The organism is Citrobacter sp. GW821-FHT07H02, from assembly GCF_059418505.1.
The window spans coordinates 62,893-86,429 of sequence record NZ_JBWKPZ010000019.1 but is presented as its reverse complement, the minus strand read 5'-3'; the positions used below and the strand labels follow the sequence as shown (position 1 = coordinate 86,429).

Genomic DNA, 23,537 nt, shown 5'->3' with positions numbered 1-23,537 from the left:
CCATGCTGCGACATGCTGTCCCTGTGCGCAGAGATCTGGACAAGATCGCCTGCGATCACGGCTTCGATTTTCATATTATCGACAACGAAATTTACTGGGATGAGAGCCGGGCATACCGGTTTACGCTGCGGCAGATTGAAGAGCAGATCGAAAAACCGACCGCTGAGCTCCATCAGATGTGCCTGGAGGTGGTTGAGCGGGCGGTGAAGGACGAACATATTATGCAGCAACTGGCGATCCCGCCGCTGTACTGGGATGTTATCGCCGAAAGCTGGCACAGCCGCGATCCTTCCCTGTACGGACGGATGGATTTCGTCTGGTGCGGTAACAACGCCCCGGTCAAACTGCTGGAATACAACGCAGATACGCCCACCTCGCTGTATGAGTCTGCCTATTTCCAGTGGCTGTGGCTGGAAGATGCCCGGCGCAACGGCATGATCCCGCGCGATGTCGATCAGTACAACGCGATTCAGGAAAGGCTCATCGCCCGCTTTGGCGAGCTTTACAGTCGGGAGCCGTTCTACTTCTGCTGTTGTCAGGAAAGCGATGAGGATCGCTCCACGGTGCTGTATTTGCAGGACTGCGCACAGCAGGCCGGACAAGAAACTCGGTTTATCTATATTGAGGATCTTGGCCTTGGTGTCGGCGGCGTGCTGACCGACCTTGACGACAACGTGATTAAACGTGCTTTTAAGCTCTACCCGCTGGAGTGGATGATGCGCGACGATTACGGTCCCTTGTTACGAAAACGCCGTGAACAGTGGATTGAGCCGCTGTGGAAGAGTGTTCTCAGTAATAAAGGGTTGATGCCGCTACTGTGGCGCTTTTTCCCCAATCATCCCAACCTGTTACCGGCCTGGTTCGACGGTGAAAAGCCGTGTATTCAGCCTGGTGAAAGCTATGTGCGTAAACCTGTCTACTCCCGTGAAGGCGGTAACGTCACTATCTTTGATGGCAAGAACAAGGTTGTTGAACACGCTGAGGGGGATTACGCGGATGAACCGATGATCTACCAGGCGTTTCAGCCGTTGCCACGTTTTGGCGAGAGCTACACGCTGATCGGCAGTTGGATTGTTGATGATGAGGCGTCAGGCATGGGAATCAGAGAAGATAATACCTTGATTACGAAAGATACTTCGCGTTTCGTCCCCCATTATATCTCGGGGTGATCCCGCTTTTGTGATCTCCCTCCGCAGTCGGCGGCGCGGTACTGACCATACTTACAGTCACTGCCATTGGAGGAGGGAGACATCATGCACTGGCAAACGCATACCGTTTTTAATCAACCCGTTCCACTCAATAACAGCAATTTATTTCTGTCGGATGGCGCGCTGTGCGAAGCCGTCGCCCGGGACGGCGCTGGCTGGGATAGCGATCTGCTCGCCAGCATTGGCCAACAGTTAGGCACCGCAGAATCGCTGGAATTGGGACGTCTGGCGAACATGTATCCCCCTGAGTTATTGCGCTACGACCCACAGGGACAGCGTCTGGATGATGTGCGTTTTCATCCTGCCTGGCACCTTCTGATGCAGGGGTTGTGCGCGAACCGCGTACATAATCTGGCCTGGGAAGACGATGCCCGCGCGGGGTCGTTTGTTGCCCGTGCGGCGCGCTTTATGCTGCATGCTCAGGTGGAAGCGGGAACGCTTTGCCCCATCACGATGACCTTTGCGGCGACGCCGCTGTTGCGACAGATGTTGCCCGCTCCCTTCCATAACTGGCTGACGCCTCTTGGTAGCGATCGCTACGACTCTCATCTTCTCCCCGGCGCGCAAAAACGTGGTCTGCTGATTGGCATGGGAATGACGGAAAAGCAGGGTGGATCTGATGTTCTGAGCAATACCACTTTCGCGGAACGTCTTGACGATGGCGCATACCGGCTGGTGGGGCACAAATGGTTCTTTTCCGTTCCGCAAAGCGATGCGCATCTTGTTTTGGCTCAGGCAAAAGGCGGACTCTCTTGCTTCTTCGTACCGCGCTTTTTACCCGATGGGCAGCGAAATGCCATCCGTTTTGAACGGCTGAAAGAGAAGTTGGGCAACCGTTCTAATGCCAGTTGCGAAGTGGAGTTTCAGGATGCGATTGGCTGGCTGCTAGGCGAAGAAGGCGAGGGGATCAGGCATATCCTGAAGATGGGCGGGATGACACGTTTTGATTGCGCGCTGGGCAGCCATGGGATGATGCGCCGGGCATTTTCTGTCGCTATCTATCACGCCCATCAACGGCAGGTATTTGGCAAACCGCTGGTTGAACAGCCAATGATGCGTCAGGTGCTGAGCCGTATGGCGTTACAACTTGAAGGCCAGACGGCGCTGTTGTTTCGACTGGCACGAGCGTGGGATCGTCGCCGCGATGAGAAAGAAGCGCTCTGGGCGCGTTTATTCACGCCTGCCGCGAAGTTCGCGGTGTGCAAAAGCGGTATTTCGTTTGTCGCCGAGGCGATGGAAGTGCTCGGTGGAATAGGTTATTGCGAAGAGAGCGAGTTGCCACGTTTGTACCGGGAAATGCCGGTGAACAGTATTTGGGAGGGTTCTGGCAACATCATGTGCCTTGACGTGCTTCGGGTGTTGAACAAACAAAGCGGCGTTTACGAGTTACTGGCCGACGCCTTTGCCGAAGTCAAAGGCCAGGATCGTTATTACGATCGCGCAGTGCGTCAACTCCAGCAGCGATTGCGCAAGCCTTCAGAGGAACAAGGGCGGGAGGTAACGCAGCAACTTTTCCTGCTCGGTTGTGGGTCGCAAATGTTACGGTATGCATCTCCGCCGGTGGCGCAGGCCTGGTGTCAGATGATGCTGGACACGCGCGGCGTGGCGCGTTTGTCCGCTCAGGTACAGAACGATTTGCTCCTGAGAGCGACAGGGGGATTACGTTAGAGGCCAGGCTCGCAGGCCGGGTTAAGCGCAAACGCTGCTACCCGGCCTACGCGAAGAATCAGGCATACAGGATGGCTTGTACGCGCCAGTTATCTGGCTGCTGATCTTCGTACATCTGAATAATGCGGTACCAGGAGGCGCCTTGCTCATCGGCTTTTAACGCCACGATACGTTCCACATCCTGCGGGTTCCCTGCAATATTGCTGACGGAAATCTGGCCAATTTCGTTCAGGCCTGTGACGCAGTCAGCACTGGCGAATTCGGCAGACTGTGCCGTGGTACTCACCAGTCCGGCAGGAACCAGCAGTGAGGATAAGGCAATAGATTGTTTCATCGTCAGCTCCATTTTACGTTTCCCCACCTGGGTAGGGCATTCCGTCGCGGTAATAAACCTCCAGCACCCTGCTCTCGGTTCATTGTGCACAGGTAAACGCATAGGCACGCAAAGCAATGTAAAACTGACTAAAAATCAATCTACTGTTATTTACGATATAAAATGGCCTGTGAATACCACTGACCTGTCACGATGGTTTCATCGACCAATACAATAACGTAATAATCTGCTTTGGCGGCGATGGCCTTTGCTCTGATTTCCGCCACGGCGTCATCCGGGGAACCCCGAACCAGGGCGCTCACCGCCCCCATTCGTTGCAACCCATGTGACTGGTCGCGGCGAATTTCCTGAGGTTGGTCAGTGACGGGTGGTGCAGGTTGCGGCGTACCCTGAAGTACACTGCAGCCGCTTAAGAATAAAACCAGCATCAAAGAGGCAAACCGGCGCATAACTCTATCTCGTTTCCTGATAGCCATAGTGTAGTGCCTTATTAATTTCCCTTTAGGGGGAATGTTCCCGAATTGTTATCTCTCACGCGATTTTCGAATGAAAATGTTGCGAAAGCGTAACCCAGTTCTCAACATTGTGAATCATTGTCGAACACATAAACTTGCGCTATGAATTTTGCCGTGGCATACCAGAATAAAAGAGGTGTAAAAATGATAGAGATTGAATCACGGTATCTGGCAGAGACTCCCGTTCTTCATGCGTTTCCGCAGGGAAAACGTGAGACTCTGCTGCCTTGTCTCATTTTTTATCATGGGTTCACCTCTTCCAGCCTCGTGTATAGCTACTTCGCTGTTGCACTGGCGCAGGCCGGGTATAGAGTTATTATGCCTGATGCGCCGGAACACGGTGTGCGATTTACCGGTGATGCACAGTGGCGAACCTGGCAATTCTGGCAAATTCTGCAGCAAAATATGCAGGAATTCGCTGCGTTACGTGCGGCAGCACAGACGGAAAACTGGATTCTGAACGAACGCCTGGCAGTAGGAGGGGCGTCGATGGGCGGCATGACTGCGTTGGGTATTATGACGCGTCATCCAGAGGTGAAATGTGTCGCCAGTCTGATGGGATCAGGGTATTTCACTCAACTGGCGCAGACGCTCTTTCCTCCGTCCTCACTGGAAACACCTTCGCAGCAGGCCGAATTCGACAAGATACTTGCCCCGTTGGCCGAGTGGGAAGTAACGGATCAACTGACCCATGTGGCAAATCGACCGCTGCTGCTGTGGCATGGGCAGGAAGATGATGTGGTTCCTGCCACAGAATCATTACGCTTGCAGCAAGCGTTGAGCCAACGGGGGCTGGATAAGAATCTGACCTGTTTATGGCAAGCGGGAGTACGTCACCGTATTACGCCAGAAGCCCTGGCAGCCACGGTCTCCTTTTTTCGCCAGCATCTTTAAATACGCCGAACGTTAACCCTTTGCGCTCCATTGTGTTGCAGGATTATGGGGGCGACAGCGCCCAAAAAAAAGCCCCCTGAAGAGGGGGCAAATCAAACTATGGCAATGTTCTCGTTGGTTGTTTCTGAATGGCTAGCGATAAATGTCTGAGCTGGCATGCATGTTACCGTTGCTACCTGGCTCCCGGATCAGGATGACGTGGTAGTACGTTGCGCCTTGCGCATCTGTTTCTTCGTTCAGAGCTTGATCTGCTTCACTTTCAGTGGCGAAGTTATGATTAATGTAAATCACGCCTAAGCTCTGCACATCATCCATATTCCTGGCTTGTTGGTTATCGATTTTAATGGCTGCCGTCGCATTTGCACTGAGCAAAAGTGCAGCCAGAAAGGTCAAAACACGGGCTCGCATACTGTACCTCCTCGACTGCTGTGTCTGGTCGGCGATATCTCCTGTGAATGGATTACTTCTGATTTAATTCTAATCGCTACTTGAGAAGGGGATAGCGACCATTTCTGATGCAGTTGTTCAAAAAATTACCGCATTACCCACTTCATCTTCATTTATAAGTCACTTGCGTATGCCGTTGCGCTCAAAAAAATACCTGTCTTTTAAGAATGAACTCTTACGCAATAATCAATTTTAATGCCGAAATTCGCCCCTTATAGTGATCGCTAACATAAAGATAACTTTATGATATTAAGGCAAAAACTAATGGATACTTCATTCATGGATTTCAGCTATTTCACGATCATGTTTATGGTTGCGCTAATAGCAGGTTTTATCAATGTGGTTTCGGGCGGCGGTGGTTTTCTCTCCATCGGTGCGCTGCTGATTTCCGGTTTGCCGCCCGCCAATGCATTAGCAACGAATAAACTTCAGGCACTGGGCAGCTCACTCACCTCTGGTATTTACTTTTTGCGTCAGGGTCATATTAATGTTCAACAACATAAATATGTGTTTTTATCCGCTTTTGCCGGTTCAGCAGTGGGGACCACGCTGATCCAATTTATCGAGCCAGAGTTACTGAAAAAGCTGTTGCCGGTGTTAATTATCGCCGTTGCCATTTATTTCATTTTTGCCCCCAACCTGAGCGAGCCGAAAAAGCGGCAGCAGGTATCGCTGTTTCTCTTTTCGTTGGTTTGCGGTGTCGGTGTCGGATTTTATGATGGGTTTCTCGGGCCGGGAGCCGGTTCGTTTTACACGCTGTGCTACATCCTGATGTGGGGATACAGCATTGATAAGGCGCAGATCCACTCTAATTTCATCAACCTTGCGTCTAACATTGCCTCCATTATGTTCTTCATCGCCGGAGGGAAAATGATTTGGTCACTTGGGTTGGTGATGTTTGTCGGGCAGTCTCTCGGTGCTCGCCTGGGTGCGACGGTTGTGCTGACGCGCGGTAAGAAAGTCATCAGGCCGATGATTGTGATTGTCTCCATCTGCATCAGCGTCAAGATGCTGCTGGACATGTACTAATGGCGCGATCATGACGCGCTGATAAATAATCGTACAATCACCTTGAGTTTACCGGCCACCGCCAGTATTATGACGCGTCATTTTTCAGCCGACCTTTAACACGTTCCTTGCCTCCATGGGCCTCGGCTGACCCAGACAGGAGGCTGAATAATCCGTAAGGAGCAATTCGATGCGTCATTACGAAATCGTTTTTATGGTCCATCCTGACCAGAGCGAACAGGTTCCGGGTATGATCGAACGCTACACTGGTGCAATCACTGCAGCAGAAGGCACGATCCACCGTCTGGAAGACTGGGGCCGCCGTCAGCTGGCTTACCCGATCAACAAACTGCACAAAGCTCACTACGTTCTGCTGAACGTTGAAGCGCCGCAGGAAGTGATCGATGAGCTGGAAACAAACTTCCGCTTCAACGATGCCGTTATCCGTAGCATGGTAATGCGTACTAAGCACGCTGTTACCGAAGCATCTCCGATGGTTAAAGCGAAAGACGAGCGTCGTGAACGTCGCGATGATTTCGCAAACGAAACCGCAGATGATGCTGAAGCTGGGGATTCTGAAGAGTAATTTCTGATGACCAACCGTTTGGTGTTGTCTGGCACAGTGTGCAGGACGCCGCTTCGCAAGGTCAGCCCATCAGGAATTCCTCATTGCCAGTTCGTGCTTGAGCATCGTTCTGTGCAGGAGGAAGCCGGTTTTCACCGGCAGGCGTGGTGTCAAATGCCCGTTATTATTAGCGGACACGAAAACCAGGCCATTACTCACAGTATAACGGTCGGTAGCGCAGTGACCGTTCAGGGGTTCATCTCTTGCCATAAGGCAAAGAACGGCCTGAGCAAAATGGTTCTGCATGCCGAGCAGATTGAATTGATAGATTCTGGAGACTAGCCATATGGCACGTTATTTCCGTCGTCGCAAGTTCTGCCGTTTCACCGCGGAAGGCGTTGTTGAGATTGATTACAAAGACATCGCAACGTTGAAAAACTACATTACCGAAAGCGGTAAAATTGTCCCGAGCCGTATCACCGGTACTCGTGCAAAATACCAGCGTCAGCTGGCTCGCTGCATCAAGCGCGCTCGCTACCTGTCCCTGCTGCCGTATACCGATCGTCATCAGTAATCGGCCGCTGTCTATTAACGACTTTAAGAGGATAAGGTAATGCAAGTTATTCTGCTTGATAAAGTAGCAAACCTGGGTAGCCTGGGTGATCAGGTTAACGTTAAAGCGGGCTACGCTCGTAACTTCCTGGTACCACAGGGTAAAGCTGTTCCTGCTACCAAGAAAAACGTTGAATTCTTCGAAGCGCGCCGCGCTGAACTGGAAGCCAAACTGGCTGACGTTCTGACCGCTGCTAACGCACGTGCTGAAGCAATCAACGCACTGGAAACCGTAACCATCGCGTCTAAAGCTGGCGACGAAGGTAAACTGTTCGGTTCCATCGGTACTCGCGACATCGCTGACGCTGTTACTGCAGCTGGCGTTGCCGTTGCTAAGAGCGAAGTTCGTCTGCCGAACGGCGTTCTGCGTACCACTGGTGAGCACGAAGTTGACTTCCAGGTTCACAGCGAAGTCTTCGCTAAACTGGTTGTAAACGTTGTTGCTGAGTAATTAATTACTCATCACCACGACAAATCGCCGGCCCTGTGCCGGCGTTTTGCTTTTCAGAAAACCCCTCTGTTTCTCTCTGGCTATTCTTTATCCTTTTCGGGATAATCAAAAAATAAAACATAATTTCAAAGTGATACTGGAATGGACGTTACCCATCAACAGCCTCTGTTTGCCCGCAAAAATGTGGTTTACCTGAGTGCCGCCTTTTGTTGTTTGCTATGGGGAAGCGCTTACCCGGCGATAAAGAGCGGGTATGAGATCTTCCAGATTGCAACGGATGATATCCCCTCAAAAATTGTTTTTGCTGGATACCGATTTTTATTTGCGGGTGTGTTACTGCTGTTGCTGGCAATGATGCAGCGAAAACCCATCGCCCGCTTAAGCCCGCGACAGTTTGGTCAGTTAACCCTGCTGGGGCTGACGCAAACGTCGCTGCAATACATATTTTTCTATATCGGCCTCGCCTTCACGACAGGGGTAAAAGGGTCGATCATGAATGCGACGGGCACCTTTTTTAGCGTGCTGCTGGCGCACTTTATCTATCAGAATGACAAACTCAGCTACAACAAAACGCTCGGTTGCATCCTGGGCTTTGCTGGCGTGATGGTGGTCAACTTCAACAACGGCTTGATGGACTTTAACTTTAGTTTGTTAGGGGATGGCTCGGTGGTGATGGCGGCCTTTATTCTTTCCGCCGCGACGCTTTACGGTAAACGTATCTCTCAGACGGTAGACCCGACAGTCATGACGGGCTATCAGTTAGGGATAGGCGGCCTGGCGCTGGTCATTGGTGGTTATGCTTGCGGTGGCTCACTGACCGTACACGGACTCTCTTCCGTGGCGATCCTGGGCTATCTGACGCTGCTCTCATCGGTGGCGTTTGCGCTGTGGAGTATTTTGCTCAAACACAACCGCGTGGGGATGATTGCCCCGTTTAATTTTCTGATCCCCGTCTCCGGCGCGGTTTTGTCGGCGACCTTCCTCGGCGAAAATATCCTGGAGTGGAAATACGCACTGGCGCTGGTGCTGGTGTGCTCGGGGATTTGGTGGGTGAATAAGATTCGTAAAGTCTGAACATTATAAGCCCGGTAGGCGTTAGCGCCACCGGGCACGCATTTACCGTACGCGAATAAAACTTCCATTTGGCTGACGGGTAAACAGAACCTGCTGGTTATTACCGGTATCAATGGTTAAGCCTGTGACCACGCCGTTAGCGTTCTGGCGGATCTGTACCATCTGACCATCTTTAAGGTTGCTGAGTGGTTTACCCGCGCCCTCTGCCTGCGCCATGGCATATACATCCGTAGGCGGAAGCCCATGATCGCGAAACACTTGCGCCAGGGTTTTACCTGAATCCACGCGATAAGAACGCCACTGTTGGTCAATCCCGCTATCCTGCTGGAAGGGTTGGGATTGCGTCGGCGCTTGTGTTTGCGGCGCCGTTTGTTCCTCTGGCTGCTCGTCCTGAATAGGTTCAGGGGCGACGGGTGCTACTTGCCCTGGGTCATTTTGCGGGGCAACCAGCTGCGCCTGAAGCTGAGCTTCCGTGGGCGGTTGCGACTGCGACTGGAGATCCAACTGGGCGTTTCGCGTGACGACTGGCGTCTCGCGGGTGCCATTTGAAGGAAGCAGGAAGCCAATCACCAGCACAATGGCCGCGGCGATAATGCCACGACGGTGCATGGGTGGCAGTGGATCCATGATGCGAAAATTGTCCGGTGCATGCCAGATTTTCGCCAGGGTTGGTTTTAGTTCAAAGCGCCCGGGCATGGCTTTCCTCCTGCTCCGCTTATCGTTCCTCGATCATAGAGTATAGATGGCTAACGCTATGATGTTCGTCATAATGCCCGCTTTCGTGACCTCAGCGCGGGATACACCTATTGTTTATGTTTCCCTGCGATTTGTCATCTCTTCCCGAGACAAAGTTTTACCGGATGCAGCGTGGCTGATATGCTTCCCGCTTCTTGAAATCCGATGAAAGGAAATATGATGGCAACCCCGACTTTTGACACTATCGAAGCGCAAGCAAGCTACGGCATTGGTTTGCAGGTAGGCCAGCAACTGAGCGAATCTGGTCTGGAAGGGCTGTTGCCTGAAGCGCTGGTTGCAGGTATTGCTGACGCGCTGGAAGGTAAACACCCGGCAGTGCCTGTTGATGTGGTTCACCGCGCGCTGCGCGAGATCCACGAACGTGCTGATGCGGTACGTCGCGAACGTTTCCAGGCCATGGCCGCTGATGGTGTGAAATACCTGGAAGAAAACCGTGAGAAAGACGGCGTGAACAGCACCGAGTCTGGTCTGCAATTCCGCGTGATCAACCAGGGTGAAGGCGCTATCCCGGCGCGTACCGATCGTGTACGTGTGCATTACACCGGCAAACTGATTGACGGTACCGTGTTTGACAGTTCTGTTGCGCGTGGCGAACCGGCTGAATTCCCGGTAAATGGCGTGATCCCAGGCTGGATCGAAGCGCTGACGCTGATGCCGGTTGGCTCCAAATGGGAACTGACTATTCCTCAGGAACTGGCGTACGGCGAGCGCGGCGCTGGCGCGTCCATCCCTCCGTTCAGCACGCTGGTGTTTGAAGTGGAACTGCTGGAAATCCTGTAAGCAGTGACTTCTGTTCCCCTCTTCATTGAGGGGGACAGAAAAAAGAGTGAAAAACCTACAATGAGCGAGATGTCGATATTTTATTTTGCAAATATGCTCGCTGCGTGTATTTTTGTGAACTGATTCTCGTTGTCAGAGTGATATGACACTCACTTTAAACATAAAATTAACATTTTATTTAAATCTAAGTATTCATCCCGCCAATTCTTACCTAATATCGATGAGTCCCGATAACGGGTTCGTCGTAGCATAGATGTACGACAGACGCATTAAAGGCCGTAGAGCCTAACAACACAGACAGGTACAGGAAGAAAAAAACATGGTAGATCAGGTAAAAGTCGTTGCCGACGAAGAGGCATCGTCTGAACAGTCGCTACGGCGCAATCTTACAAACCGCCATATTCAGCTTATCGCCATCGGCGGCGCTATTGGCACTGGTTTGTTCATGGGGTCCGGTAAAACCATCAGCCTTGCAGGGCCGTCGATCATTTTCGTGTATATGATCATCGGTTTTATGCTCTTTTTCGTGATGCGCGCAATGGGAGAATTGCTGCTCTCGAATCTCGAGTACAAATCATTTAGTGATTTCGCCTCCGATTTGCTCGGACCGTGGGCGGGATATTTTACCGGCTGGACCTACTGGTTCTGCTGGGTGGTTACCGGAATGGCCGACGTCGTCGCCATTACGGCTTATGCGCAATTCTGGTTCCCTGGGCTATCAGACTGGGTGGCCTCACTGGCGGTGATTGTCCTGCTGCTGAGCCTCAACCTCGCCACCGTAAAAATGTTCGGCGAGATGGAGTTCTGGTTTGCGATGATCAAAATCGTTGCCATCGTCGGGCTGATTGTGGTCGGACTGGTGATGATTATGATGCACTTTCAATCGCCGACGGGCGTTGAAGCCTCATTCACCCACCTGTGGAATGACGGCGGTTGGTTCCCGAAAGGCTTAAGCGGCTTCTTTGCCGGTTTCCAGATTGCCGTCTTTGCCTTCGTGGGTATTGAGCTGGTGGGGACGACGGCTGCGGAAACCAAAGATCCGGAGAAATCTCTGCCGCGCGCCATTAACTCGATTCCAATCCGTATCATCATGTTCTACGTTTTCGCGCTGATCGTGATTATGTCCGTAACGCCGTGGAGCTCGGTCGTACCGACCAAGAGCCCGTTTGTGGAGCTGTTTGTGCTGGTCGGTTTGCCTGCTGCTGCCAGCCTGATTAACTTTGTCGTGCTGACGTCTGCCGCATCGTCCGCGAACAGCGGCGTGTTCTCCACCAGCCGTATGTTATTCGGCCTGGCGCAGGAAAGGGTTGCACCGAGCGCGTTTGCGAAGCTGTCTAAACGTGCTGTTCCGGCAAAAGGGCTGACCTTCTCCTGTATCTGCCTGCTGGGCGGTGTAGTGATGCTGTACGTTAACCCGAGCGTGATTGGTGCATTCACCATGATCACCACCGTGTCGGCCATTCTGTTTATGTTCGTCTGGACCATCATTCTGTGCTCGTACTTGGTGTACCGTAAACAGCGCCCTCATCTGCATGAGAAATCGATTTACAAGATGCCGTGGGGCAAGGTGATGTGCTGGGTGTGCATGGCGTTCTTCGTGTTTGTACTGGTGCTGCTGACGCTGGAAGAAGATACCCGTCAGGCGCTGATCGTCACACCGCTGTGGTTCATCGCGCTGGGTCTCGGCTGGCTGTTTATCGGTAAGAAACGTATGGCAGGCGTGCGTTAAGTCTGTTGCCGGATGGCGCTATCGCTTATCCGGCCTACAGAGGCACGAAGTGTAGGCCCGGTAAGGCGAAGCCGCCACCGGGCTTTTTTTATTCCCCGGATAAGGCGCGCGGGAACAGTACGTTGTTTTCCAGACTGATGTGTTCCATCAGATCGTCAATCAGTTCGTTAATACCGTTATACATCGCTTTCCATGTCGTGCAGGCTTCCGGCGGCGGTGTCACGTTGTTGGTCGTGTGTTTGATCACTTCCAGCAGTTCACCCGCGTCATCGTGTTCGCTTTCCATGACGCTTATCGGGCCCATCGCCTGACTTCCCATTCTCTGTTTGATCATCGGGAACAGGATCTGCTCTTCTTTCATCATGTGGCTGGAAAGTTCCTGATGCAGCATGGTCAGATATTTCGCCAGACCCTTCGGTACGCTGGGTTTATCTGCGTGTACGCGTTCGACTTTGCTCGCCTGCAGAATAAGTTCCGGCAGTTGCTCACGGTGGCGATCATGATAACGCACGATGATGTGGTCGATGATTTCGGGGAGTTTTGCGGTACGCCAGTCTTTCTCAATCGGCTGTTCAGCAAGCGTAGCCAGTTGCGCTTCAATAGCGTCAACATCCAGCTCTTTACGCGCGGCCGCGCGCGCCAGCGTCTGCTTACCACCGCAGCAGTAATCCATATCGTACTTACGAAACAGCGCCGAAGCGCGAGGGATCGAGAGCGCCAGTTCACCTAAAGGTTGATCGCGATAAGACATAGCTGTTACCTCATTCTCAGTAATATAAGATGTATATTAAATACATCTTTAAAGCGAAGATATACCTCTTTCGAGTCAGAACGAAATGTGATGATTGTCACGAAATTTTCTTATTCTCTTAAGGTGCTGAATCTTATTAAAAAGAACTGAAAATCCGCTTTGGTCGCCGACGGCGGGATTAAATAAGCTGGCGGCACTGCCGATAGTTAGACCTCAGGCAATACTTGCATAAGAAAAGGCAACAGATGTTCAAACGGATCAAAGTCATCACCTTACTGATAATCGTGCTACTCACCCTGGGCGCGATGCAGATCATTTCCGCAGGCGTTTTTATCGGCGCGCTCAACCACGACAAACAAAACTTCACCGTGTCACAGCTTTCCAGTCAGAACGTGGCTGAATTTACCGATGCGTGGATCAGCCTGAACCAGGCGCGCGTGACGCTCAACCGGGGTATGCTGCGACTGCAAGGTAACATGGCAAACCAGATCAATGGCGGGCAGCTGAATGAACTGGTGAACGCCGCGAACCGCATGCTGGCAGAGGCAAAGCGCCATTACGACAATTACTACGCATTGCCGGAAACGCCGGGTCTGGATGAACAACTGGCCGACAGACTGGAAGAGCAATATGGCCTCTACTCGGCAACCCTGGAGAAAATGAACGTACTGCTGGCTGAAGGCAAGCTGGAAGAGATGTTCAGGCAGAATGCCGAGAAAAAACAGTCCGCCATGCAGGCGGTTTACCATGAGTGGCGTACCGCGCAGGCAGAACTGGCGAATGCGGGGATGCGGGATAACGAAAACGACTATCAGCGTATCATGTGGATCCTGACCCTGATTATGTTGGCGGTCGTGGCGGTGATTGTCATCAGCTGGATTGCCATGCAGCGCGTGTTGCTGAAACCGCTGCACGATGTGATGGCGCATATTCGTCATATTGCAGCAGGCGATCTGACCCACAGCATCCACACGGACGGCAGCAACGAAATGGCGTTGTTGGCGCACAATCTGCACGAGATGCAGCAGGCGCTGGCGACCACCGTCAGCGTGGTACGCGACGGGGCCGATACCATCTACACCGGCGCAGGGGAAATTTCGGCGGGCAGCAACGATCTCTCTTCACGGACTGAACAGCAGGCGGCATCACTGGAAGAAACAGCAGCCAGCATGGAGCAGCTTACCGCGACCGTGAAGCAAAATGCGGACAATGCGCGCCAGGCGACCAATCTGGCGCGAAATGCCTCTGAGACGGCGCAGAAAGGCGGCAAGGTGGTGGATGGCGTGGTGCGTACCATGGATGAAATTGCCACCAGTTCCAGCAAAATTGCCCAGATCACCAGCGTGATTGACGGCATTGCATTCCAGACCAATATTCTGGCGTTGAATGCGGCAGTAGAAGCAGCAAGGGCGGGGGAGCAGGGGCGCGGCTTTGCTGTGGTTGCGGGCGAAGTGCGTACCCTGGCGCAGCGTAGCGCGCAGGCGGCAAAAGAGATTAAGGCGTTGATTGATGACTCGGGCAATCGGGTGACTGCAGGCGCGGCGCTGGTGAATGAAGCCGGTGAAACCATGGCGGAGATTGTGAGTGCGGTCACCCGTGTCACCGACATCATGGGCGAAATTGCCTCTGCTTCCGATGAGCAAAGCCGGGGCATCGATCAAGTCGGTCAGGCGGTTGCAGAAATGGATCGCGTGACGCAACAGAACGCTTCGCTGGTGGAAGAATCGGCCTCCGCTGCCGCGGCGTTGGAAGAGCAGGCTGCGCGTCTGAACCAGACGGTGGCGGTGTTTAACGTTTCGCGCCGGACGGCGGCGTAAACATCTTATGCGGCCTACGCGCGATGACGTCGTAGGCCGCATAAACGCCGCACCCTCTCCGGCAACATCACGACTCTGAAACCGCGACGACGCTCGGCTTCTCCGGTTTCGCTCGCACCGCAATCACCACCCCAACCACCAGCAGTGCAATCCCGCTCAAGGTCAGCAGTGGGGGCATTTCTTCACGCAGAATAAAGGTATAGAGCAGACCTGCCAGCGTCTCGAAGACAATCAAGGGGCCGAGGATAACCGTTGGCAAGCGCTGGCTGGCCACGTTCCAGCATAACGCGCCTACCCATGAACAGAGGATCGCAATGGCCACCATCAGGCAGAGAAACACCGCCGGGCGCGGCCCAAAGGGCAGATCAAACAGGGGCGTTTGCCCTTTCAGCCAGAGGCAGGCAGCGACATACCCCAGCAAAGAAACCGGCAGCGTGACCAGCGCCTGCGCCGTTGCCCACATCATCGGATGTTTATCCGGATTTTCGCGTAACCAGCGGGCGTTACGCAGCGCATACCATGCCCAGCACACCACGGAGATCAGCGCCAGTGCGATACCTGAACCATAGCGCCAGCCGTTAAAATCGGGCATTCCCTGATCCAGTTCCGCAACATTCACGCAGAGCAGCCCAATGCCGATAAGTACCAGTGCGGGCGTTAAGCGTAGCCAGGATAGTTTGCCGTCACGCTGGCTATAAAGCAGGTTGGCAAATACCGGGATCACCACCGGCAGCGTTCCGATGATCATCGTTGAGACGGGGGCGCCGGTGCGCTGGATCGCGCTTGCCAGGCAGAAGTAATAAATCAGATTGCCCATCATCGTCAGCGCCAGCGCGGTCAGCCAGTCTTTACGTGTTAACTGGCGAAGCCGCACGCGGCCAAGCCAGGCGATGGGTAATGCGATCAACCCCAGGGCCAGATAACGCCCCATTGCCTGCAATACCGCCGGGTATTCCGGCACGATCAACGGCCCGACAAAAATCAGCCCCCACATCAGCCCCGCCAGCAGGGCATACAACACACCGCTAATCATTTTTACATCCACATTATTGAACGTAGTGAGAAGTGTAGGCAGGGAATCCACGCCCGTATTGTATGAGGTTGCTGATTAACCGGAAAACACCTGCTTTTGGTAGCGTACCGGGGTGATGCCGTAGCGATGGGTAAAGGTACGGGTGAGATGGGATTGATCGGTCAACCCGGTGGCCGCCGCCACCTCTGCTGCGGGCATACCGTGGGTGAGAAACGTCTTTGCCCGCCACAGCCGAATCGCCATCAGCATCTGGTGCGGCGTCACGTGGAAATGGGCTTTGAACTGGCGCTGAAAGTGCCAGGGGCTTAGCGACGCGACGTTCGCCAGTTCGTCCAGCGTGACAGAATGCATATAGTTATCATGCAGATACTCGCGTACGCGATCAAAACGGTGTGCGCCTTCGCGCGGCGTCGGCGCATGACGCGCCAATGGCTGGAACGTGTCGATAAGAGAGAGCAGCAGACCTTTTTGCGCCAGCGGATCGTCCGCGTGCCAGAGTCCCTGGATCAGCGAACAAATCTGGCGCGATCGTAACGGATCGTGGCGCGTAACGTCCTGAAACCACCAGTGACGGATCCCGGTCACCTTTTCCAGCAGATCGGGTTCGAGATAGATCATTCGGTAACGCCAGCCGTCGGCTGTGTCAGCCTCGCCGGTATGCAGCTCATCGGGATTCATCGTGACGACGGACTGGGCGGGGGCAACATATTGCGTACCGCGATAGCGAAAGCGTTCGGCTCCGGCTTCTATCGCACCGATACCGAACGCTTCATGGGTATGGGGTTCAAAGGCGTAACGCGAAATGTGGGCATGATAAAGTTCAACGCCGGGAACCTGCGCCAGATGGCGAAAACGGGCGCTGTCTTTCTCATCAATAAACTGTTCTGGTACGCCTTGCACATTGTCTCTCCCCATGAACCCGCTTTTTATTATTAAAGAGGGTTCCCGGGGACGCCACTGCAATTCGCGAATTTTTAGCACTTACAGGATGTTTTTGACGCTCTCAGCCAGTGGGGTGGTCGAACGTCCAGTCAGTGTGCTCAATGTCTTGCTGTCATCAAACAGGCCACCGTTTGAGGCGCCCACATCGGAATCCGCCAGCATATCCGCCAGTCCCGCAGGCAGACCCACACCTTTGAGCGCCGAGGCAAAATCCGCTTCGCTCAGATTCTGATACACCACGTTTTTCCCGCTCTGTTTTGCCAGTTCGGCGGCCAGTTGGCTGAGCGTCCAGGCTTCATCGCCCGCCAGTTCGTAAACCTGACCGGCATGACCCTCTTCGCTAATCACGCGTGCGGCGGCAGCGGCATAATCAGCACGGGTGGCGGAGGCGATTTTGCCTTCCCCTGCGGCGCCGATAAACACGCCGTGTTCTAGCGCTGCGGGCGCACTGGCCAGGTAGTTTTCGGTATACCAGCCGTTACGTAGCAAGGTGTGGGGAATGCCTGAGTCTGCCAGCATTTTTTCGGTTTCAACGTGCTCGACATGCAGTCCCAGCGGGGAGCGGTCGGCATGAAGAAGGCTGGTGTACGCGATAAATTTTACATCAGCTGCCATTGCGGCATTAATCACATTGCGATGCTGTGCGCTACGTTGCCCGACTTCGCTCGACGAGATCAGCAGCAGTTTATCAATACCCTGTAGCGCGGTGGTGAATGCCGCTTCGTTGTTGTAATCCGCCTCACGTACGGTAATGCCTTGCTGACGCAGGGCCGTGGCTTTCGCCGCGTTACGAACGATAGCGACAATCTGGTTGGCAGAAACGGTTTTCAGTAAGGATTCGATAACGTGTTGACCCAGTTGGCCAGTGGCACCGGTAATTGCGATCATGGGATGACTCCTCGTCTTTGTCTTGTGTTTAATTACGCTAACACCTAAACTTACTTTTAGTAAGTACGTACAAAAAGGTAAGTATAAAAATGACAAACTCAACGCTTTCTCAGCAATTGCGCGAGGGGAATTTGTTCGCCGAACAGTGCCCGTCGCGAGATGTGTTAAAGCACGTGACCAGCCGCTGGGGGGTATTGATTCTGGTGGCGCTGCGTGACGGAACGCATCGCTTCAGCGATTTACGCCGCAAGATGGGCGGCGTGAGCGAAAAAATGCTGGCGCAATCGTTACAGGCGCTGGAGCTGGACGGTTTTGTTAATCGGGTGTCGTATCCGGTGGTTCCACCGCACGTAGAGTACAGCCTGACGCCGCTGGGTGAGCAGGTCAGCGATAAAGTGACCGCGCTGGCGGACTGGATAGAACTGAATCTGCCGCAGGTCCTGGCGGTACGGGATGAGCGTGCGGCGTGAGTATTTGCCGGATGGCGGCTGACGCCTCTCCGGCCTACAGATAGCATTGACCCGTAGGCCGGATAAGACGCTCTGGCGTCGCCATCCGGCAATGAAGGGAGCGTTAGTGGCGCAAATCCACCTGATAAATTGCAAAACCGATATCATCGGTGGCGACTTTCTTCAGCGGATATTGTCCTTTCTCTTTGATAAACGCGGCAGCCTTATCGGTCGGGGATGTCTCAAAACGGATATCCAGCGTCGTCTTACTGCTGATGGGCGCCAGACGCCAGTTATTGTCCGCTGCCGGAAGGATTGCGCCTGCACGCTTCGTTTCTGCGCCTATCCACGCGGCCAGCACTGAACGGTTCTCATCCGGTGAAGCAAACGCGATATGGTTTTCGCCGGTGCCCGCAAACTTACCACCGTAAGCGCGATAGTTATTGGTGGCGACCAGGAATGTTGCGTTCGGGTCAATCGGTTTGCCGTTGAAGGTCAGATTCTTGATACGTTCTGCGTTGGGGTTGACGGTCTGGCATTCGCCGTCATAGCGGGCGGGCTGCGAAACATCCACCTGGTAATTCACCCCATCAATCACATCGAAGTTATAGGTGCGGAATCCATCCCAGTTAATCAGCGACTGCGGCTTGCTGCTGTGGATATCAATTTGGTTGAACTGTCCTGCCGAACATTCCAGCCACTCTTTCACCTCTTTGCCGCTGGCTTTGACGACCACCAGGGTATTGGGGTAAAGATAGAGGTCGGCGGCGTTACGGAAGGTGAGTTGCCCTTTTTCCACCTCAACAAAGCTGGCGGGATCGTTTTTACGACCACCGACTTTAAACGGCGCGGCGGCAGAAAGCACAGGCAGTTTTGCCAGATCCGGATCGCCCTGAATAAAGTGTTCAACGTAGGCTTTTTGCGCCATATTCACGACCTGAACGGTCGGATCGTCTTGTACCAGCGCCAGATAGCTGTACATGTTATCTGCGGATTGACCAATCGGTTTGCCGACAAATTTGCGCGTGGCGTCATGATCGGCTTTCAGGATATCGGCCAGCTTACGGTCTTCCGCTGCCAGCGATTTTTTCGCCGTCGCGTCATAAATCGGGCGCGCCTCGGCTTTTGCCTGTGTCACCTGCCATTTCCCGCTGTCGTTGTTGAGCACCAGATCCACCACGCCCAGATGATCGCCCCACATGCCCGGCATGACGGCCGGTACACCGTTAAGGGTACCTTTGGTGATATCCGCGCCTTTAATGCTGGCGAAATCTTTACCCGGGAAGACGGCATGCGCGTGACCAAACATAATGGCATCCACGCCCGGGACTTTGCTGAGATAGTAAACCGAGTTTTCCGCCATGTTGTGGTACGGATCGGCTGAAAGACCGGAGTGCGCAATGACGACCACCACATCGGCGCCGTTGGCGCGCATTTCAGGAACATACTTGCGGGCGGTTTCGGTGATGTCATTCACCGTCACTTTGCCGCTGAGGTTAGTTTTATCCCAGGTCATGATCTGGGGTGGCACAAAACCGATATAGCCGATTTTGAGCGTTTGCTTATGACCGTCCTTATCGATGACGTCTGTCTCTTTGATCAGATAAGGGGTAAACAGCGGCTTTTGGGTTTTAACGTCGATGATATTGGCGTTAACGTAAGGGAATTTTGCGCCAGACAGCGCTGCGTGGAGATAATCCAGACCATAGTTGAATTCATGGTTGCCAAGGTTGCCGACGGCATAATCAAGCGTATTCAGTGCTTTATAGACAGGATGAATATCGCCTTTTTGCAGCCCTTTGTCTGCCATGTAATCGCCCAGCGGACTCCCCTGAATCAGATCGCCGTTATCGACCAGTACGCTGTTTTTCACTTCATTTCTGGCGGCATTAATCAAACTTGCCGTGCGTACCAGGCCGAACTTTTCCGTCGCGGTATCTTTGTAATAATCAAAATCCATCATGTTGCTATGCAAATCAGTGGTTTCCATGATTCGCAGATCGACGGTCGCCGCATTCACGCTGGCCGCGATCAGCGTGGCCAGGAGCGTTGCGCTAAACTTAATCATCAGGGGCATCCTTTTAAGATCTAAGCCACAAAAGAAAATGTATCTATATCTTCTTGCTTACAGAATCGTGAATCATGCCATGAATTTACCTGCCAAAACCGCAGTCATTATCACAGTTGGCGGATCCCCTGACGATCGGGTATAAGTAAAACAACGAGTTAACGCCACGGCCACAAACGAGGTGGAGAATGTTAGAACATGTATGCCAGCTTGCACGGAATGCGGGTGATGCCATTATGCAAATTTACGATGGAGTCAAACCGATGGAGATCACCAGCAAGCAGGATGATTCTCCGGTCACTGCGGCGGATCTTGCCGCGCATGCCGTGATACTCGAAGGATTACAGGCACTGACGCCAGATATTCCGGTTCTTTCGGAAGAAGACCCGCAGGGTTGGGACGTGCGCCAGCACTGGCAGCGTTACTGGCTGGTAGACCCACTGGATGGCACGAAAGAGTTCATTAAACGTAACGGGGAATTCACCGTCAATATTGCGCTGATCGACAAGGGCAAGGCGGTATTGGGCGTGGTTTACGCTCCCGTCATGAAGGTGATGTACAGCGCGGCAGAAGGTAAAGCCTGGAAAGAAGAGTGCGGTATACGCAAACAAATTCAGGTACGCGACGCCCGCCCGCCGCTGGTGGTGATTAGCCGCTCCCATGCAGACAACGAAATGAAAGAGTATTTGCAGCAGTTGGGCGAGCACCAGACAACCTCGATTGGATCTTCCCTTAAGTTCTGCCTGGTGGCAGAAGGGCAGGCTCAACTGTATCCACGCTTTGGCCCTACTAACGTCTGGGATACCGCTGCGGGCCACGCTGTTGCCGCTGCCGCCGGGGCGCATATTCACGACTGGCAGGGTAAACCACTGGATTACACGCCGCGCGAATCATTCCTTAACCCCGGCTTCCGGGTCTCTATTTACTGAGTAATTTATGCAGCAGGGCGATCACCTGCTGCACCTCTTCCTGCGTTAATGCGCCATCTTTTGCCCACTGAACACGGCCATCTTTGTCGAGTACGGCGATAGCTGAACTCTCTTCATCCAGTTGCCAGGTTTTACGCGCAATACCGTCGCTGTCGACAATAAACTGCGACCAGGGGTAGAGCTTCTTATTACTCTCAAGGCTACTGCGCACGAACATACCGGAGCCGGGAATGGCGTCATCCGTGTTAACGATAGTGGTGGTCTGGTATTTGTCGTGCGGCAGTTTTGCCGCTTTGATGGCCTCGATCAACGTCGCGTTTTTCTCTTTGGCAGAAGTGCGTCCAGCGATGTGTTGCAGAATGCGTACTTTCCCTGGCAGCTGCGCGCTATTCCAGTTTTTGTAGCTAAACTTATCACTATCAAGAATCAATTCACCGCGATCGGCAATCCCCACTGGTGACACGCGCTGGTGCGTTTCGAAGTTATGTGCGGAGGCCATCATCGGCAGTAGCAGGCATGAGAGCGCCAGAAGCTTACGTAAGGTCATGGTGTTTCCTTATTATTTGCAGGTGATCCGACCACTTGGGTCTGAGATTTAATCATATGTGCGAATAATGCTTTTTCCCGCAAGCGCGATGCCAGTTTGCGGACGGGCGCACAAATCCTGCGAAAAATGAAGGCTTATACTGAATCCAGCGTATCAGTGAAGAGATAATTCTGAATAAGTGTAATGGAAAGGTAAATAAACTTATACACGCTGGAAACATCGTCGCGATAGTCTATAGTCATATGGCATTAAAATTTGCGCCTTAGAACAGTTGGGCTGATTGTGGCACCGCAAAGGCGTAATGCTCAGCAGGAGACAACAATGAAAATTTTCCAACGGTACAACCCGCTGCAGGTGGCGAAGTACGTGAAGATCCTGTTTCGTGGACGGTTATATATCAAGGACGTCGGCGCTTTTGAGTTTGATAAGGGTAAGATTCTTGTCCCAAAAGTGAAGGACAAACAGCATTTTTCTGTGATGTCCGAAGTTAACCGTCAGGTTTTGCGTCTGCAAACTGAGATGGCTTAACCGAAGTGCTATGCGATAGTTAAAGCAGTATAAAAAAACGGCTCCTTAAACAGGAGCCGTTGATGTTTCTAAGGCGCGTAACTTATGCCGCGTTCTCTTCTTTGGCATCGGGCAGCTTCGGCACCAGCGTCGTGGGTTTTGTGCCGAGTCGCGTGACCAGCAACTGATCGATACGGTAGTTATCGATATCCACCACTTCAAACTTGTAGCCGGAAAACTTCACCGAGTCGGTACGTTTCGGGATTTTTCGCAGCATAAACATCATAAATCCGCCGATGGTTTCGTAGTTACCCGACTGCGGAAACTCGTCGATATCCAGTACGCGCATGACGTCGTCGATAGGCGTACCGCCATCAATCAGCCATGAATTCTCATCACGGGCGACAATCTGTTCTTCCAGACCCTGACCCACCAGGTCGCCCATTAATGTCGTCATCACATCATTGAGGGTGATAATACCCACCACCAACGCGTACTCGTTCATGATAACGGCAAAATCTTCGCCCGCGGTTTTGAAGCTTTCCAGCGCTTCAGAGAGGGTTAAGGTGTCCGGAACGATCAGCGTATTGCGGATCTGGACGCCGCTGTTAAGCGCCATGCTCTGGTTCGCCAGCACGCGGTTGAGCAGGTCTTTTGAGTCAACGTAGCCAATGATGTGGTCGATGTCTTCGTTACAGACCAGGAATTTCGAGTGCGGATGCTCCGCCACTTTGTTTTTCAGGCTCTGTTCATCTTCATGCAGATCAAACCAGATCACGTTTTCTCGCGAGGTCATGGAAGACGGCACGGTACGAGATTCCAGTTCGAACACGTTTTCAATCAATTCGTGTTCCTGTTTACGCAGTACGCCTGCTAACGCACCGGCTTCAACGACCGCATAGATATCATCAGACGTAATGTCGTCTTTACGCACCATCGGCAGTTTGAAGATGCGAAAGATGGTGTTTGCCAGACCGTTGAAGAACCACACCAATGGGCGAAATACAAACAGGCAGAAGCGCATCGGGTTGATGATACGCAAAGCAACAGCTTCTGGCGCAATCATACCGATGCGTTTCGGGGTTAAATCCGCGAACAAAATAAACAGACCGGTGACCAGCGAGAAAGAGAGAATAAAGCTCAGTTGCTCGGACAGCTCCGCTGAGAAGTAGGTAGAGAACAGGGAATAAAATGCCGGAGAAAATGCGGCGTCGCCCACGATACCGCCGAGAATGGCGACCGCGTTCAGGCCAATTTGCACCACGGTAAAGAACATCCCCGGGTTTTCCTGCATTTTCAACACGCGCTGCGCGTTGATATTGCCATCATCCGCTAACAACTTAAGTTTAATTTTACGTGAGGCGGCAAGCGAGATCTCGGATATCGAGAAGAACGCACTCACAGCGATCAAGCAGAGTATGATTAAAATACTGTTTAACATATCTTATCCGACCGTTCAGGCCAGATCCTCGGAAGGGAGAAGTTGATACTCGTCGTCTTTCAGGTTACAGGTACGTTGGCTGCACTCATTCACCCCAGTCACATAGTTTTCTATGCTCCCGGGG

At 52.9% G+C, this 23,537-nt stretch carries 26 protein-coding genes; 15 read left to right on the top strand and 11 right to left on the bottom strand.

What is annotated here, in order from left to right:
* Window positions 1-2 precede the first annotated feature (2 nt).
* The gene (locus AC07NP_RS17605) at window positions 3-1,169 is read left to right on the top strand and encodes a glutathionylspermidine synthase family protein (protein WP_494661237.1); all 1,167 of its coding nucleotides are present in this window, start codon (window positions 3-5) and stop codon (window positions 1,167-1,169) included.
* A gap of 84 nt (window positions 1,170-1,253) precedes the next feature.
* Window positions 1,254-2,876, top strand: a complete 1,623-nt coding sequence (locus tag AC07NP_RS17600; protein WP_494661236.1) for an isovaleryl-CoA dehydrogenase — start codon at window positions 1,254-1,256, stop codon at window positions 2,874-2,876.
* A gap of 58 nt (window positions 2,877-2,934) precedes the next feature.
* Here AC07NP_RS17600 and yjfN read toward each other — a convergent pair whose 3' ends face one another.
* Together yjfN and bsmA are read right to left on the bottom strand one after the other, a co-directional pair.
* Complete coding sequence (gene yjfN, locus AC07NP_RS17595; protein ID WP_203359165.1) at window positions 2,935-3,210, bottom strand: DUF1471 family protease activator YjfN; 276 nt, start codon at window positions 3,208-3,210, stop codon at window positions 2,935-2,937.
* Between the two features lie 146 nt (window positions 3,211-3,356).
* Window positions 3,357-3,686, bottom strand: coding sequence for a biofilm peroxide resistance protein BsmA (gene bsmA / locus AC07NP_RS17590; RefSeq protein WP_192610834.1), 330 nt, complete (start codon window positions 3,684-3,686; stop codon window positions 3,357-3,359).
* 183 nt (window positions 3,687-3,869) lie between these two features.
* Here bsmA and yjfP point away from each other — a divergent pair, with 183 nt between their 5' ends.
* Complete coding sequence (gene yjfP, locus AC07NP_RS17585) at window positions 3,870-4,619, top strand: esterase (RefSeq protein WP_494661235.1); 750 nt, start codon at window positions 3,870-3,872, stop codon at window positions 4,617-4,619.
* Window positions 4,620-4,751: 132 nt separating this feature from the next.
* Here the strand turns inward: yjfP and yjfY are convergent, their stop codons facing one another.
* Complete coding sequence (yjfY, locus tag AC07NP_RS17580) at window positions 4,752-5,027, bottom strand: DUF1471 family protein YjfY (RefSeq protein ID WP_494661234.1); 276 nt, start codon at window positions 5,025-5,027, stop codon at window positions 4,752-4,754.
* Between the two features lie 303 nt (window positions 5,028-5,330).
* Between yjfY and AC07NP_RS17575 the strand changes: the two genes are divergently transcribed.
* From AC07NP_RS17575 to AC07NP_RS17550, 6 genes are all read left to right on the top strand, one after another.
* On the top strand, window positions 5,331-6,095 hold the full coding sequence (locus tag AC07NP_RS17575) for a TSUP family transporter (RefSeq protein ID WP_494661233.1): 765 nt from the start codon (window positions 5,331-5,333) through the stop codon (window positions 6,093-6,095).
* 169 nt (window positions 6,096-6,264) lie between these two features.
* A complete protein-coding gene (gene rpsF, locus AC07NP_RS17570; RefSeq protein WP_096758559.1) occupies window positions 6,265-6,660 on the top strand; it encodes a 30S ribosomal protein S6 in 396 nt (131 codons plus the stop codon).
* A 6-nt stretch (window positions 6,661-6,666) separates the two neighbouring features.
* Entirely contained in the window at window positions 6,667-6,981 is a 315-nt protein-coding gene (priB, locus tag AC07NP_RS17565; RefSeq protein ID WP_096758558.1) for a primosomal replication protein N, read from the top strand.
* Window positions 6,982-6,985: 4 nt separating this feature from the next.
* Window positions 6,986-7,213, top strand: coding sequence for a 30S ribosomal protein S18 (gene rpsR / locus AC07NP_RS17560; RefSeq protein WP_002210155.1), 228 nt, complete (start codon window positions 6,986-6,988; stop codon window positions 7,211-7,213).
* 39 nt (window positions 7,214-7,252) lie between these two features.
* A complete protein-coding gene (gene rplI, locus AC07NP_RS17555; protein ID WP_192610838.1) occupies window positions 7,253-7,702 on the top strand; it encodes a 50S ribosomal protein L9 in 450 nt (149 codons plus the stop codon).
* A 141-nt stretch (window positions 7,703-7,843) separates the two neighbouring features.
* Window positions 7,844-8,776 carry a DMT family transporter gene (locus AC07NP_RS17550; protein ID WP_494661232.1) on the top strand — a complete coding sequence of 311 codons (933 nt, stop codon included), beginning with the start codon at window positions 7,844-7,846 and terminating at the stop codon, window positions 8,774-8,776.
* 42 nt (window positions 8,777-8,818) lie between these two features.
* Here the strand turns inward: AC07NP_RS17550 and AC07NP_RS17545 are convergent, their stop codons facing one another.
* Window positions 8,819-9,472, bottom strand: a complete 654-nt coding sequence (locus AC07NP_RS17545; protein WP_494661231.1) for a LysM-like peptidoglycan-binding domain-containing protein — start codon at window positions 9,470-9,472, stop codon at window positions 8,819-8,821.
* Window positions 9,473-9,691: 219 nt separating this feature from the next.
* Between AC07NP_RS17545 and bamJ the strand changes: the two genes are divergently transcribed.
* Both bamJ and cycA read left to right on the top strand, forming a co-directional pair.
* Window positions 9,692-10,312 carry a BamJ family beta-barrel-assembly machinery protein gene (bamJ, locus tag AC07NP_RS17540; RefSeq protein ID WP_192610841.1) on the top strand — a complete coding sequence of 207 codons (621 nt, stop codon included), beginning with the start codon at window positions 9,692-9,694 and terminating at the stop codon, window positions 10,310-10,312.
* A 319-nt stretch (window positions 10,313-10,631) separates the two neighbouring features.
* Window positions 10,632-12,041 (top strand): D-serine/D-alanine/glycine transporter, encoded by a 1,410-nt coding sequence (gene cycA, locus AC07NP_RS17535; RefSeq protein ID WP_494661230.1) that lies wholly within the window; start codon window positions 10,632-10,634, stop codon window positions 12,039-12,041.
* 88 nt (window positions 12,042-12,129) lie between these two features.
* On the opposite strand, the gene ytfE is transcribed toward cycA, so the two are convergent.
* Window positions 12,130-12,792, bottom strand: a complete 663-nt coding sequence (gene ytfE, locus AC07NP_RS17530) for an iron-sulfur cluster repair protein YtfE (protein ID WP_494661229.1) — start codon at window positions 12,790-12,792, stop codon at window positions 12,130-12,132.
* 245 nt (window positions 12,793-13,037) lie between these two features.
* On the opposite strand from ytfE, the gene AC07NP_RS17525 reads away from it, so the two are divergent.
* Window positions 13,038-14,609: a methyl-accepting chemotaxis protein gene (locus AC07NP_RS17525; RefSeq protein ID WP_494661228.1), complete on the top strand. Its 1,572-nt coding sequence runs from the start codon at window positions 13,038-13,040 to the stop codon at window positions 14,607-14,609.
* Window positions 14,610-14,676: 67 nt separating this feature from the next.
* Here the strand turns inward: AC07NP_RS17525 and AC07NP_RS17520 are convergent, their stop codons facing one another.
* The 3 genes from AC07NP_RS17520 to AC07NP_RS17510 form a co-directional block, all read right to left on the bottom strand.
* Window positions 14,677-15,642, bottom strand: coding sequence for a DMT family transporter (locus tag AC07NP_RS17520; protein ID WP_494661227.1), 966 nt, complete (start codon window positions 15,640-15,642; stop codon window positions 14,677-14,679).
* A 75-nt stretch (window positions 15,643-15,717) separates the two neighbouring features.
* Window positions 15,718-16,542 (bottom strand): AraC family transcriptional regulator, encoded by an 825-nt coding sequence (locus tag AC07NP_RS17515; RefSeq protein WP_494661226.1) that lies wholly within the window; start codon window positions 16,540-16,542, stop codon window positions 15,718-15,720.
* 81 nt (window positions 16,543-16,623) lie between these two features.
* Entirely contained in the window at window positions 16,624-17,472 is an 849-nt protein-coding gene (locus tag AC07NP_RS17510; protein ID WP_494661225.1) for an SDR family oxidoreductase, read from the bottom strand.
* Window positions 17,473-17,561: 89 nt separating this feature from the next.
* Between AC07NP_RS17510 and AC07NP_RS17505 the strand changes: the two genes are divergently transcribed.
* Entirely contained in the window at window positions 17,562-17,942 is a 381-nt protein-coding gene (locus AC07NP_RS17505) for a winged helix-turn-helix transcriptional regulator (RefSeq protein ID WP_494661224.1), read from the top strand.
* A gap of 103 nt (window positions 17,943-18,045) precedes the next feature.
* On the opposite strand, the gene AC07NP_RS17500 is transcribed toward AC07NP_RS17505, so the two are convergent.
* Window positions 18,046-19,989, bottom strand: a complete 1,944-nt coding sequence (locus AC07NP_RS17500; protein WP_494661223.1) for a bifunctional 2',3'-cyclic-nucleotide 2'-phosphodiesterase/3'-nucleotidase — start codon at window positions 19,987-19,989, stop codon at window positions 18,046-18,048.
* A 188-nt stretch (window positions 19,990-20,177) separates the two neighbouring features.
* On the opposite strand from AC07NP_RS17500, the gene cysQ reads away from it, so the two are divergent.
* Window positions 20,178-20,918, top strand: coding sequence for a 3'(2'),5'-bisphosphate nucleotidase CysQ (cysQ, locus tag AC07NP_RS17495; protein ID WP_494661222.1), 741 nt, complete (start codon window positions 20,178-20,180; stop codon window positions 20,916-20,918).
* Here cysQ and AC07NP_RS17490 read toward each other — a convergent pair.
* Window positions 20,908-21,465, bottom strand: a complete 558-nt coding sequence (locus tag AC07NP_RS17490; protein ID WP_494661221.1) for a YtfJ family protein — start codon at window positions 21,463-21,465, stop codon at window positions 20,908-20,910. The two genes, cysQ and AC07NP_RS17490, sit on opposite strands and share 11 nt — an antisense overlap.
* A 321-nt stretch (window positions 21,466-21,786) precedes the next feature.
* Between AC07NP_RS17490 and AC07NP_RS17485 the strand changes: the two genes are divergently transcribed.
* A complete protein-coding gene (locus AC07NP_RS17485) occupies window positions 21,787-21,993 on the top strand; it encodes a DUF1107 domain-containing protein (RefSeq protein WP_192610851.1) in 207 nt (68 codons plus the stop codon).
* A gap of 82 nt (window positions 21,994-22,075) precedes the next feature.
* Here the strand turns inward: AC07NP_RS17485 and paeA are convergent, their stop codons facing one another.
* Window positions 22,076-23,413, bottom strand: a complete 1,338-nt coding sequence (paeA, locus tag AC07NP_RS17480; RefSeq protein ID WP_192610852.1) for a polyamine export protein PaeA — start codon at window positions 23,411-23,413, stop codon at window positions 22,076-22,078.
* Between the last annotated feature and the right edge of the window lie 124 nt (window positions 23,414-23,537).